Genomic DNA, 13,805 nt, shown 5'->3' on the forward strand with positions numbered 1-13,805 from the left:
CATTAGATTGGCACTTTAGGCCAAATGTGTAAAACCTAAATGCTTGAAAATACAGTAACTATAAATTTATTAAGTTTTATTTTAGAATGACGATAAAATCTATAGAAATCGTTGTTAAACAGTTTTTATGTATCTGAAATAACATGAAGGTGATAGCTATGTGTGATGCGTGTTCAGCTGCAGGGCGTAACTGGTCTTTGGCCAACGGACCTCGCAGAAGTAAAATGATTAAGGCAAGACTATACTCAAGCTTCAATGGAAGAGAAGTTAAAATTAAACTTTGCTATCTGTGTTCCATCAAATTATTTATGGGTGGAGAAGAACTCTTTTTAAAAGATAATCCTTCATTAAGTTATGAATTATCGACTCAACACGCTGGTAGTGAATTTGATTTTTAAGCAATATTAATTGACCCATTATTTTTAGAATAGATACAATACCACCTTAGCAAGGTGGTTTTTTTATGCAAAATTTTTCGCAATTTCGTTCCTCGTTCGTGAATGATGAATTTCTCTATGGTGAAAGCTCTATTGAAGTCCTTAATAAATACGATCAAAGTATTTTAAATGAAGTTGATCTCTTAGCTTCTCACCAATACGAAAAGGTTATTCAATCTTCACAAAATGCATTCGAAGAATATAAAAATTTTGATAGTGCCCAAAGAAGTAAATTACTATTTAAGCTTGCTGACTTTTTAGAAGAAGAGGCTTCGTTCTTTTCTCATTTAATATGTATGGAAGCGGGAAAGCCAATATCGTATGCAAAGGGTGAGGTTGCTCGTTGTGTGGAAACAATTAGGCTCTCTGCTGAAAAAGCTCGTCATCACAGCAGTGAAACGCCTGACCTTTCATATGGGCCTGGTGCAGATAAGATGGCCATTATTCGCCATGAACCGGAAGGGATTATTTTTGGTATCTCTCCATTTAACTTTCCACTAAACCTTGCACTTCATAAAATCGCTCCTGCACTTGCTGTCGGATGTAGCATTATTGTTAAACCATCACCACAAACTCCAATTACTCTACTTGCTTTTGCAAAGCTACTTTCAAGAGTTGGTTTTCCAAAAGGAGTTGTGAATATTGTTATTTGTGAAGATGCTCTTGCACAAAGATTTTTAGAAGATGAAAGAATTAGTGTTTTCTCTTTTACGGGAAGTGCAAAAGTTGGTTGGGCGCTAAAGGCCTTAAGTGGAAAGAAGAAGTGTCTTCTTGAGCTTGGTGGTAATGCGGCCGTTATCGTTAATGACGTTGAAGATATGGAAGCTGTGACAGCTCAAATCGTTAATGGCTCTTTCTTATATTCAGGACAAATTTGTATCTCAACTCAGAGAGTTTTTATTGCCAGTGAAATCTTTGATGAATTTGTTGAATTATTTCTTGAGCAGGTCGAGACAATTGGTTCAGGTGACCCAAAAGATGAGAGTGTGATTAATGGCCCTGTCATCAATGAAGGTGCTCTTGAGAGAATTCATCAGTGGGTACAAGAGGCCATATCAAATGGGGCCGAGCTTCTGTGTGGTGGGCATATTATTGATGAAGACCACCATATTTATGCTCCAACAGTTTTAACTAATACAGATTTGGATATGAAGGTTGTTTCAGAGGAAATCTTCGGTCCTGTCGTGATTTTAGAGCCTTATGACTCATTTTCAGAGGCCATTGAGCTTGTAAATGATTCAAAATATGGACTCCAAGCTGGTGTTTTTACAAACAGCTTAGTAAATATGAAGGAAGCAAGTCAAAGAATCGATGTTGGAGGAATTATCTTCAATAACGTCCCAGGATTTCGCATGGATGCCATGCCTTATGGAGGGATAAAAGATTCTGGACTTGGACGTGAGGGGATCGCGTATGCGATGGAAGATTACACTCGAAAGAAGTTAATCTTATTCTAAAAATTTAGAGGGGAGAGAGGATGAAATCACTACTTTTACTACTAATTAGTTTATCTGCATTTTCATACGCACCAGATTGGGGACGTGATGCTAAAATTGAAAAGGGTAAGAATCGCGAAAACCTCTACCAACTATCTCAAGATGAATACGAACAAGTAACTCAAGATGGACTAAAGCACGCACTGGTTTGGCCAGTTAGTGTAACAGGACTTCTTATTCCATATGAAGCTTTTAATAATTTCTTTGAACTACGCGACGAAAAATTTGTAAACTTTGTTTTAACGACACTTGGTGAAAAGAAGTTTGGTGTTAATAGTGTTGAATCTTTCTATCAATGGCTAGGACTTAATCCATATAATAATGAAGATGCAACGGGGATTTATCGTATCCCTTATCCAGAAGGGCACAAGCCTGATTATTATATGGGAGCTAGTATTGTTGATACTCAGTGGGGAAAAGGGCTAACTTTTAGCTGTGCCACTTGTCACTCAGCAAGCCTTTTTGGAACAACTGTTATGGGCCTAACAAATAAAACAGTGAAGGCCAATGAACTTTTTGTTAAAGCAAAAAAACTTCTTCCATTTATTCCGACGAAGACATTTCAAAAAGTAACAAATGCAACAGATGGTGAAGTTGCAATGCTTAAGAGAACAAAGAAGAATATCCACTCTGTTGGAGCAACATCACCAATGGTACTTGGACTTGATACTTCACTTCCTCAAGTTGCTCTCTCTCTTGCTCATCGTAAACAAGATGAGTACGCATCAAAGTCTAAACTTAATGAAGTCTTTCCAAGATTTAATCCTCTTGTTTCAACAGTTGCCGACTCTAAGCCAATGCCATGGTGGACGCTTAAGTATAAAACTCGTTGGCTATCAGATGGATCAATTGTTGCAGGTAACCCAATCTTCACAAACTTCCTGTGGAATGAACTTGGGCGTGGAACAGATTTATATGAATTAGAAAAATGGTTACAAGATAATCCTGAAATTATTAAAGAGCTTACGGCAGCGGCCTTCTCAACAAAAGCACCACGTATTGATGATTTCTTTGATGTGTCACGTATTGATATTGAATCAGCAAAGCGAGGACAAAAGCATTTTGAGAATCGTTGTCAGAAATGTCACGGAGAATACCAGAAGAATTGGGATCTTCCTTTTTCTGCACTTATGTCCAAGAGTGAACAAATTAAGACGAAAAAGCTTATCTATCATGAAAAGACACCTGTTAAGGATGTTGGAACAGATCCTCTTCGCTATCAAGGTACAGCATACTTTGCTGAGGCTTTAAATGAATTAGCAATTTCTAAATGGATGAAAACTGTTGTGGAGCCACAAAAAGGATATGTACCACCACCACTAAACGGAATCTGGGCCCGTTGGCCATATATGCACAATAATTCAATTCCAAATCTTTGTGAGCTAATGACTCCGCCAGCGCAAAGAGTAAAAGAGTTCTATCAGATCCCAGCAGTTGATCCGATGCTAGACTTTGATTATGATTGTAATGGCTTTCCTGTTGGAATGGATATTCCTGAGGAGCGCAGAATTAGAGAAGCTTACTACAATACAAAGTTACCAGGGCTTTCAAACTCAGGTCACTACGAACGAATCTTTACGGATAAAGAGGGTAATGAACTACTTAGTGATGAGGATAAATCGGATCTTCGTATGTTCTTAAGAACATTATAATGACATTTTATCTCGATACTTATATTGCTCATCGTGGTTTACACGACGAAAAAAAACCTGAAAATACGATGGCCGCTTTTAAGGCGGCCATTAAACATAATTATGCTATTGAGTTAGACGTACACTTATCAAGTGATGGCCATGTGGTGGTCTTTCACGACGAAACCCTAGAGCGTCTAACGGGCAGCAATGGCAAAGTATCTCAATACACTCTCGATAGCCTAAAACAGCTCTATATCAAAGAAACAAAAGAGAAGATTCCTACTCTTAAGGAAGTCCTCGATCTTGTTAATGGACAAGTTCCACTTATCATTGAATTGAAGGTTATCGAACACAATGGAGAGCTTGAGTCTGAAGTCATGAAACTTCTTCAAGGCTATGAAGGGGATTATACGATTCAATCCTTTAATCCATTTTGTTTAAAGTGGTTTCGAAAGCACTATCCGGCCGTTATTTTGGGCCTACTTGTAACAAGAGATTTTAGTGATACAAGCCTTAATCCTCTCAAGCAAAAGATTCTTGAGAATATGACTTTTATTCCAGTTATCAGGCCAGATTATATTGGACTAGATATCGATACATACTCAAAGCTACAGCTTAGCATTATCAAGCATTTTACTTTTAATAATATTGTCTTTTGGACAGTAAGAACTAAAGAACAAATGAGGACAGCTAAGCGATTAGGTGCTAATATTATATTTGAGAATATTAAACCTTGAGTTAATTTATGAAAAAAATCGTAATTACAATTATCATACTTGCCATCGCAGCTGGTGGTTTCTACTTTTTCAATACAAAACAATCTAAGACAAATATTGCTAACGATAAAAACTCTCTAGAAGTGATGACTTCTCAAGTTAATGTCGTCGAATTTGAGGATACTCCTGCTAAGAAAGTTGCTGCAGGAAGTGAGGAGGCCCAAGCACTTGGTGCCAATGAGGGAACTCCTAACCTAGATCTTGATGTTGTTGATGATGAAGAACTTGAAAGAAGGCTAGAGGCAAAAGAAGAAGAATTTGATCGCCTTGAAGAAGAGTGGCTTACAAATGTAAAAGAGTTATTTATTAATGACCTTGGGCTTACTGAGAAAGAATATAAAGATTACCTCAGTATGAGAGAGGGTCTTTTCAATGATAAGGTTTCTGCATTTGAAGAAATGCATGATCAATTAGAAGAAAAGTATGGTGAAAACTATACATATAATCCAACTGAAGAAGAAATGGCGTTTGATCGTGAAATTCAAAAAAAGTATGACGATCTTCTACTTCAAAAAATTGGAAAAGATGCTTTCATTAAGTATCTTGAACTAAGAGATCGCACAAATGAGAAAATCTTAGAGGCGACAAAGGCAAATGACGCCGCCATGCTAATGGAGTTTTAGGAGCCGAAATGGAAAAATGGATTATTAAAGAGAGAAAGAACGTTTACCGCGGAAATATCTTTTTGTATGAAACCATTGTTGCCAATCATCCTACAAAACCAATTGGTGCAGGCCCTTATGATATTATCCGTCTTGCTGATTGGGTAAATATTGTTGCCATTACCGAAGACAATAAAGTTGTTCTTGTTAAGCAGTATCGCTTTGGAAAAGATGTAATCACAATCGAGACTCCTGCCGGTGCAGTTGAGCGCGGAGAAGATCCACTTGCTGCAGCTAAAAGAGAGCTAGAAGAAGAGACTGGCTATATTAGTGACGAGTGGGAAAGCCTAGGGCCTGTAAGTGTTAACCCTGCCTTTATGAGCAATACTGCTCACTTTTATCTCGCAAAGAATTGTCGCCCAGATGGGAAGCAAAATTTTGATGAAGATGAAGATATCGAGCTAGAGCTTGTTGCTGTAAATGATCTAAAAGATAAACTACAGGAAATAGATCACTCTCTTTCGGAGCTTTGTCTAAGTCGATACCTACTTAAGTCTTAGTTTCTTTTGTTCTTGCTATACTTCTTAGGTCTTGTTTGTCTTGTCTGGCCTTGAAGTTCAAACCAATCACTTTCATCAATTTCGTGATAATAGTCTGCTTCTTCAACAAGCAGGCTCGAAGTCGTCTCAGGGATTGAGGCGATTTCAACACGGACACCTTCTGCTCTTAAGTGGCGAACTAATTCGATATAATCAGAATCACCTGAAAGGATAATAATCGTATCAACCTTCGAGGCAAGCTGTGTCGCTTTAATTGTCAGAGGGATATCGGCACTCTTATGACATGGAATTACTGATCCATAGTAGTGATTGTGCAGACGCTCAGTTAGTTTAGAAGAGATATTCTTTCCTTCTCTAAAATAGATGAGGCGATTTAGCCCTCGATTATCTAAGAGTTTTGGGATGAGCGTATCAAAATTAACCATGGTATTTGAGTTATTTGTTACGCTGTGAATACTTCTTTCGATATTGTTGCCATCGATTAGGATGGCAACAGTTTGATTAATGAAAATTTCCATAAAATGCTTCACTTCCGTTTGATTGAACGTAGTCAGCGTGACATTTCTTAATTTGTGCTTCGATCATTTCAATACTCATTCCTTTGAAAATCTCGTTTAGCTCATCTTCATCAACGTCAGATCTACCTAGAGCACAAGCAGCTAATTCTTCTTTAAACATAATAGAAGGATCTTCTGGCTTACGCTTGTCAACTAAGAATCTCAATAGCTCACTGATATCAAGACGCTTGGCCTCAAAATCATTGAAGTATTTCTTAAACCATACGTGAGTCCAAGCGATATTAACTACACCTGGGTCTTTATGGTACTTTAATAGGTAGAAAAATGCTGTACGTCCAAAGGTCTTTAATTTACCTTTTAGTTTAGCAATACTAATGATTGCGTTCTTATATGCATCCTTATAACCACGATCTAATTCACCGCGGTCTAGTTTATTATCTGCATTTCTATCAAAACGAATATAAGTCGATTCGATATTTAACATTGCGCCAATAACAAGTGTGAAGTCTTTCTTTCTCCACCAAATCTTATCAACATCTTCAACACTTCTTGAGAAGATCTCAACACCTTTGATAAATTCAACAACATGCTCTCTGCTGTTGTTCTTTACATACTCTTTCAGGCGAGGGAAGTACTTTGAAAGATTCAGCTCGCTCTCACCAAATAATTTATCAAAGAATTTTGTACGAATACACTTTGAGTCCATTACAGAGAAGCCTGCTTCATCAACTCTAGTGTCACACTCTTTCTTCTCATAAAGATTTTCTTCTAAAAGAGTCGTGATCTTAGCTGCAGTAAAGATAAGTTCGATAAACTCACTTACTTCATCTAGGTTAATGAATAGGTCACCACCAGAAGTTGCCTGGAAAAGATCCGATAGAAGAAGAATATTTTCACCAAAAGTTTTAAAGTCTTCAGTCCAAAGTCCCATTTCTTCAAGAGCGGCCTTAAGTCCAACTAGTGCGTTGTTAAGTTGGTTATCTGATAAACCTTTTGACTGTCTTGGAGGAGTTGTATCACCCTCTGTCTTATAACCCTCTAGCATGTGTGGAAGCACATTTCTAAAGAGCATGATCGAATTGAAACCAGTCTTGTTTCTTACGATATTCGCCTGATAAGTAGGGAATCCGTCTTTATTTCTAAAGTAGCGATAGTCACGAGCAACTTTAGTAAACTCTTCAATAAGAACAACATATGATTTCTTAGTGATGTACTTATACTCTGGAACTTCTCTCTCCGTTGGGTACTCACGACGATCAATATAAAGTGGCTTAGGCGAATTCATTCTCTCGTCAAAGAACTGGAAAGTTGAGTCTGAGAATAAAAGTGTCTCAAAAGCACTATCTGCAATATCTAGGATGCGATTAACAGCATCACTTGTAATCATTAGGTCAAAATTCTCACTTCCCGGAGGATCAAGCTCTGAACAAATCCACTTAGAACTACCTTGCTTATCGGCATCGTAAGCTGGGTTTGGTTTACATGGAATTGGATACATCAGCTCTGAGCGAGGGATTGGATCAAAAATACGCTGAGTAAAGTCGATTAGTGTACGCTTAAAATTTGAAACTTTAAGAAGTTCACTTTCATCCTTTGGATTATCCGACTTGCGATTAAGCTCTTTAATTAGCTCATCACCAAATGAAAGGATCTCTTTTGCTGTAAAATAATTCTTCTTCTCTTCAATAGGGTGGAAGATTGAGCGAGTCTTACGAAGCAGCTCAAGAACTTTTGCAATATTTTGAACTGATTGAGTATCATCAGAGAAGTCCGTAAAGAAGGCATCATAAAGTACTTCTGCTAGAGATTCTGATTTCTCAGTTAAATAATAAAGATCATCACGATTTAGAATAAGGTTATTTCCACCTAGTACTAGACCTTTAAGTGCCATGGCCTCTGAGTAAAGCTTCCAGTTAAATGGTTCTTTAAACATTCCGCTTGATTCTTTAAGACGAGCAATAAGTGACTTGATAAGACCATCTTGGTTAACAAAGTCTTTATCCAGTAGGTAATTAGCTAGTTCCGTTTTAATCGAAAGGAATTGATTTACATATTCCTTTCTCGAAATAACTTTTCTTGCTGTCTTTGAGTCTTCGTCTTTAAACAGCTTAACATTCTCAATGTGCATATCAAGGAATGCTAGGTAGCGGTAAACGATTGCAACAACATTTACAGTTGATTTAAATTGCTTAAATGAAAGATAATCAATTTCTGGAGCAAGCCTTAGAATATTATCTTTATAGTTAAGAACAAGATTCTTAATGGCGATTCCCTTATCAAGGTCTTCTGGCTTACTAAAGAATTGTTCAATTAGCTTATTAATATCTGTAACAGTAATTACTTGGTCATTTTCAAGATCACTTAGAATAAGGTCTTGAACTGATCTAACTTGAGCTAAGAAAAAGTTGTTCTTTTCTAGTGGAGTCTTCTCAAGGTATTCCTTTGCAAGAAACTTAAGGTCAAAGAATAGGGCCGCAAGTGGATCTGTCTTTGTCAGAAGTGTCATTAACTCTGGGAATAGGAGAGTTTCACGGCTACCACCAGTTGTTACTACTTTCAGTGCCATAAATGACTTAACAACATCTTCGATTAGGTCGATGTCATAAAGCTTGATCGTATCATTAGCGAACTTAAGAACATTCATCTCGTGGTCACGAGGGATTGAAATATCTTCGTCTAATAACTTCTTTGCATTCTCACTTAGGCGCCCAACTTCGGCACGGAATTGCTTTTTAATCTCAACTTTTCTATTGAAGTCTTTCTCTTCAATGTCTTTAACTAGATCATTTAAGACATTTACTGACTCAAAAGATCTAAGTGCAACGTTAACAACTCCAAGAGATAGCTCAACGTCTGCATAAGAGAAAACTTCTGGGTTTCCACGAATTAGATCTCTCTTTGCAAAACGAATAAGTGACTTAAGTTTAACGTTGGTATCTTTAGTCGTACCGAGAATTGTTGAAATAAAGTCATCATCTTCGTTAAAGAATTCATCAATGATATTGTTGATATCGGCAATCGTGATGATATTTTCTTCTTTTTGGTGCTCGTAAACATAGAGCTTAAGCTCTTCTAGGTTATTAGCAAGCTTGTTGAAGTATTCTGATCCATCTTCGAAGTATTCCTTTTTAAGGAAGAAGATATCGATTGTATTCTGTAGGAAAACTGGGAAGAAAGTAAAAAGTTGGGCAAACTCATCTGAGTCAACGTAGATACGTGAACCACCAAGAAATAGTTTCTTAGCAAATAGAAGAGAGTTTAGAAGTTCCTTACCAAGTTTGAAGTCTTTTAGGTCTCTTGTAATGTCGAGGATTAGACTTTGAATATCGATGGCCTGTGCAGGTCCAGGAATTTGTTGAAGGATTTCATTTAAGTTTGAAGAAAACGCATCGGCCTGTGCTCTTAAGATGGCAGAGGTCTTATAGTAATCTTCTTTTGATTTAACATCTTGTAGGTCTTTAACTGTTGCAACGATCTTAACAGCTGAACGGTTAAACTCTTTTAGGATTTGAAAGAAAGAATCAATCTTCGTGCGAGACATTTGTCCCGGAATATCTCTTTGTAAAAGAGTGTTTAATTTAAAAAGAAGATCAAGGCCTTCAATAATATCGTCAGCAGAACCTGCTGGGTTATCCATATACTTGCGAGCAAATTTCACGATATCTTCACGGAAGAAGAAACGATTATCTCTGGACTCAACATATTTGAATTTATTTAGTGTATCTTGAACGCAATTAAGGTCTTTTTCGATATTAACTTCGAATAATTTTTTGATACGATCCGTGTCGATTTTGCAACTAGCTGAAATTCCGTCATACTCGGCGATGTCTGCACCTTCGACAGGGTCATCGTTGACGAAACCACAAGACGAAACTAGTAGTGCTACCAGAAGGTAGGTAATGAAATCTCGTAATTTCAATAACTTATTGTGTTTAATCATAATTCCCTCACCCAAATTCTAGAAAATTTCTAGTTAAATGAAAAGGAATAACCGAATATTTTGAAATGTTTTTACGTAATGCGTTAAAAGTGTGCACAATTCCTAACACTATACTGTCAAAAGTGTTAACACCCAAGGTAATAGATACCAAATCCGAGTTAAAGACTTCTATTTACGAATCTTTTCTGATTTAATTAACTTTAATGAATAAATTCATCAAAAAAATTACATTACTATGCGTGTCGCTTTCTGGCCTTGCTGTCTACGCACAGCTAGATGGAAGTGTGTCATATGAGAAATTTCAACGATTAAATGACCCAGCTAAAAAGTCTGAGTATGACGACTGGGCCCAAATCGAAGGAAATTACGAGACAAGAGCGTGGAATGGTAAGGTTTATGGTGAATTTGCTGCTAGGGCCTATGTTACAAAAGAGCCTGCTTTCAACTTTTCAATGCCTGAAGCTTATATTGAGTTTAAAGATGAAGATAATCGTATCTCTCTTGGCCGCCAGCTTCTTAGATGGAATGAGAACGAAGATTACTGGCTACTTAGTACTCTAAATCCAAACCAAGGTTTCTACTTACTTTCTGAAAAGAAAGAAGGTCTAGTTGGTATTCAATACGATCGCAAATTTAATAAGAATTTAAATTTTTCAGTTTTCTTCTCATACTTCTTTGTTCCAGGAATGAATCCAGGGCTTGAAATTGAAGATGGGAATGTGTCGAGTAAGAGTGAGTGGGTAAGACTTCCACCAAAGTACACTGTGCTTGAAGGAAATGTTCTTCCTCTTTATTACACGATCGATATGCCTAATATCTATAATGATGTTGTAAAGAATAAGTCTCTTGGTTTTAGACTTTCTGGAACGAATGAGCAGAAGAGTTCTGAGCTTTCAGCTTTCTTTATCTATAAGCCACAAAATAGTCTTCAGATGAATGCTGATGCTCGCTTTGACCAAGATCGCGACGTTATTGCAGTTGATGCTTCACCGGTTGTTAACCACCATCTTTATTATGGGATTCAATATAAGCAGCAGTTAGGTGACGTGCAAATGGTTGCCGGTGTTGATATGAGTGATCCGACGGCGACTTTTGGAAACGACTTTAAGGTTGTTGACTTTAGCCGTGAAGAAAATAAGAAATTCGAATCTGAGTATTTCAATATTGAGCCTAACTACGAAAAAGAAAGTTACGCCTCTGTCTCATTTAACGTCAATCAAGGTTACTATATGTTTTCTTTAAACTATATCAACCTTCTGACAAATAATGAGCGTGGATCAGATGATTTCTTCTCTGATACTGCGAAGTGGAGTAATGCTCTTGGTATGCGTGGGCGTTATTATTTTAATGACTTCATCAATGTGATGGGGGACTTAAAGTATGACTTTGATCGCGATGATATCATCCTAAAGGCTGAAGCGACTTATGCTTTTTGGCGTGGCGCTGCTAGTTTAAATTTAGGTGCCGAGCTGATTAAGTCGCCAAATAAGAATTCTTATTGGTCGGCTTACCGAGCTAACGACACCATCTATTCGTCTTTGAAGTTTGCTTTCTAAGCAGTTCCTGTCTGAACACTCCATAGTGCTTTATAAAGACCTTCTTGAGCGATAAGTTCTTCGTGAGTTCCACGTTGTTCAATCTTTCCTTCATTTAAAACACAAATCTGATCCGCATGAATAATTGTTGAAAGCCTATGGGCAACCATGACAGTAGTGCGTCCTTTTGTGATCGTTTTAAGAGAGCGCTGAATGGCCGCTTCTGTTTCATTATCAATGGCACTTGTGGCCTCATCAAAAATGAAAAGTTTCGGATCCTTTAAGATGGCACGTGCAATGGCAATACGCTGTCTTTGACCACCTGAAAGTTTTTGGCCGCGCTCACCAACGATTGTCTGATAGCCGTTAGGTAGAAGCTCGATAAAGTCATGTGCCTCTGCAAGTTTTGCGGCCCTCATGGCATCAACTTCAGATGCTCCTTGCGAGCCGTAGATGATATTTTCTAAGACAGTCCCATGAAAGAGGTAAGTTTCTTGTGAGACAAACCCAATGTGAGAGCGCAGTGAATTCTGCTTTAGCTCTCTAATATTGTGGCCATCAAAATTAACGGAACCAATTTGTGGATCATAAAAACGCTGAAGAAGTTTAAGCATTGTGGACTTTCCTGAGCCTGTTGGCCCAACAAGTGCAATAGTTTGTCCTTCTTCAATTTTAAGATTGATATCTTTAAGGCCAGTGTTGTCTTCTTCATCGTATTTAAAGTTAATACCACTAAATTCAACAGCTCCTTTAAATTCTTCAAGCTCTTTATCACCATCAGTTACTTTAACTTCTGTTTCAATTAGCTCCATCACTCGAGATGTTGAGGCCATTGATCTTTGGTAAAGATCAAAAGTTTCACCAAGTCTTGTTAGTGGCCAAAGTAGTCTTTGAACTAAGAAGATTAGAACAGAGTAAGAACCAACTTCTAGCTTACCATCAAGAACATCGATACCACCGATGATTAGAGTGAATAGGAACCCACAAAGAACGGCCATTCTAATGATTGGACTAAAAGAAGAAGAGACGCGAATGGCATCTTTATTGGCCTTAGCATATTGATTTGATTGCTTCTCTAAGCGGTCATATTCGAATGTTTGAGCAACGTATGACTTAATCGTCATCATCCCTGCAATATTATTTACAAGCATACTCGCAAGTAGTCCGGCCTCACTTCTAACATTTTGATAGCGAGGTTGTACCTTCTTTTGAAAGTAGAAACTTCCCCAAAGAATAAATGGGACAGGTGTTAATGATAATAGGGCAATTTGCGGAGAAAGATAAAAGAAGATTCCACCGATAGAGACAACTGTTGTTAGGGTTTGAATAATATCATTGGCCCCAACATCTAAGAAGCGCTCTAGTTGGTTGATGTCGTCATTTAGAATTGTCGCTAAATTCCCAGAGTTATTATCTTGATAGAAAGAGATGTGTAAGTTTTGAAGATGATCGTAGGCTTCCATACGAAGATCGTGTTGAACTTCTTGGGCCAGTCCACGCCACCATAGTTTTAATAAGTATTCAAATAATGACTCCAGGGCCCAAATCACAAATGTGAGAAAACCTAGAATGTAGATTTGTTCAACTTTGTCTGTCACTCCCATGCCTGCAAGGAATGAGTCTTCTTGCTTGACGACTGTATCAACGGCAAGACCGATTAAAAGGGGAGGAGCAATGTCGAATACTTTATTTAAAACTGAAAAGAACGTGGCCGTATAAATTTGGCCGCGCTTATTTTTAAAATGATTGATTAGTTTTTGTAATGGGGATTGAGTTTCCATTTAGACCTCGTATGCGTGTACTTTTATGTGTATGCATTATGGCCTATTATTCTCAATTTGAAAAAAGTTCCTCAGGTGTACTCAGATTATATTGAATCGAAGTGCTTTTTAAGTACACCTGAGGGGAATTTAGTCACCTTTCCTAGTGACTTACTTAGATTACTAAACTGCTGGCAAATTCAAAATTTCCCTTTCGTTCCTTATCTTTTGAAGAAGCGTCCCTCGCTTCTACAATAGTGCTTGCCTCTTCTTGGGCAGCTTCTGCAAAGTAGTTATCAATAGTTTGCTCATAGTCTTTTAGTAGTACTTCTTTAAGTTCTTCCTTAGATACTTTTAGAACACTACATACAGTATTTAGTGAACGTAGTGGTACTGAGCAAAGCCCACGTTCAATATTACTTATAAATTGCCCGTTCTTATAACCTAGGCGGTACGACAATCCTTGTTGTGACACCTTAGGTGATAAAGAACGTCTTTTGACTCTAATTAATTCAGCGATGTTCTCAAACACTCTTCTTTCTTTCAT

11 protein-coding genes are annotated in these 13,805 nt (G+C 37.6%); 7 read left to right on the forward strand and 4 right to left on the reverse strand.

Going from position 1 to position 13,805, the window contains the following annotated elements; translation table 11 throughout:
• The first annotated feature begins 158 nt into the window (after positions 1-158).
• The 6 genes from ACMAWV_RS05265 (at position 159) to ACMAWV_RS05290 (ending at position 5,505) form a co-directional block, all read left to right on the forward strand.
• Positions 159-398: a hypothetical protein gene (locus tag ACMAWV_RS05265; RefSeq protein WP_103216601.1), complete on the forward strand. Its 240-nt coding sequence runs from the start codon at positions 159-161 to the stop codon at positions 396-398.
• Between the two features lie 65 nt (positions 399-463).
• Complete coding sequence (locus ACMAWV_RS05270; RefSeq protein ID WP_103216602.1) at positions 464-1,894, forward strand: aldehyde dehydrogenase family protein; 1,431 nt, start codon at positions 464-466, stop codon at positions 1,892-1,894.
• A 20-nt stretch (positions 1,895-1,914) separates the two neighbouring features.
• Positions 1,915-3,585: a hypothetical protein gene (locus ACMAWV_RS05275; protein ID WP_412469818.1), complete on the forward strand. Its 1,671-nt coding sequence runs from the start codon at positions 1,915-1,917 to the stop codon at positions 3,583-3,585.
• Positions 3,585-4,304, forward strand: a complete 720-nt coding sequence (locus ACMAWV_RS05280; RefSeq protein ID WP_103216604.1) for a glycerophosphodiester phosphodiesterase family protein — start codon at positions 3,585-3,587, stop codon at positions 4,302-4,304. Before ACMAWV_RS05275 ends, ACMAWV_RS05280 begins: the two co-directional genes overlap by 1 nt.
• A gap of 8 nt (positions 4,305-4,312) precedes the next feature.
• Entirely contained in the window at positions 4,313-4,966 is a 654-nt protein-coding gene (locus tag ACMAWV_RS05285; RefSeq protein WP_392991156.1) for a hypothetical protein, read from the forward strand.
• An 8-nt stretch (positions 4,967-4,974) separates the two neighbouring features.
• On the forward strand, positions 4,975-5,505 hold the full coding sequence (locus tag ACMAWV_RS05290; RefSeq protein WP_103216606.1) for an NUDIX hydrolase: 531 nt from the start codon (positions 4,975-4,977) through the stop codon (positions 5,503-5,505).
• On the opposite strand, the gene ACMAWV_RS05295 is transcribed toward ACMAWV_RS05290, so the two are convergent.
• Entirely contained in the window at positions 5,502-6,023 is a 522-nt protein-coding gene (locus ACMAWV_RS05295; RefSeq protein ID WP_103216607.1) for an NYN domain-containing protein, read from the reverse strand. The two genes, ACMAWV_RS05290 and ACMAWV_RS05295, sit on opposite strands and share 4 nt — an antisense overlap.
• Complete coding sequence (locus ACMAWV_RS05300; protein WP_412469817.1) at positions 6,007-9,963, reverse strand: hypothetical protein; 3,957 nt, start codon at positions 9,961-9,963, stop codon at positions 6,007-6,009. The genes ACMAWV_RS05295 and ACMAWV_RS05300 overlap by 17 nt, the downstream gene beginning before the upstream one ends.
• 203 nt (positions 9,964-10,166) lie before the next feature.
• Here ACMAWV_RS05300 and ACMAWV_RS05305 point away from each other — a divergent pair, with 203 nt between their 5' ends.
• Positions 10,167-11,519, forward strand: a complete 1,353-nt coding sequence (locus tag ACMAWV_RS05305) for a hypothetical protein (RefSeq protein ID WP_146037754.1) — start codon at positions 10,167-10,169, stop codon at positions 11,517-11,519.
• On the opposite strand, the gene ACMAWV_RS05310 is transcribed toward ACMAWV_RS05305, so the two are convergent.
• Together ACMAWV_RS05310 and ACMAWV_RS05315 are read right to left on the reverse strand one after the other, a co-directional pair.
• Positions 11,516-13,279, reverse strand: coding sequence for an ABC transporter ATP-binding protein (locus tag ACMAWV_RS05310; protein WP_412469816.1), 1,764 nt, complete (start codon positions 13,277-13,279; stop codon positions 11,516-11,518). The genes ACMAWV_RS05305 and ACMAWV_RS05310 overlap by 4 nt on opposite strands.
• 154 nt (positions 13,280-13,433) lie before the next feature.
• Positions 13,434-13,805: a hypothetical protein gene (locus ACMAWV_RS05315; protein WP_103216611.1), complete on the reverse strand. Its 372-nt coding sequence runs from the start codon at positions 13,803-13,805 to the stop codon at positions 13,434-13,436.

The organism is Halobacteriovorax sp. RT-1-1 (assembly GCF_047085455.1).
In the GTDB taxonomy this organism is placed as follows: Bacteria; Bdellovibrionota; Bacteriovoracia; order Bacteriovoracales; family Bacteriovoracaceae; genus Halobacteriovorax_A.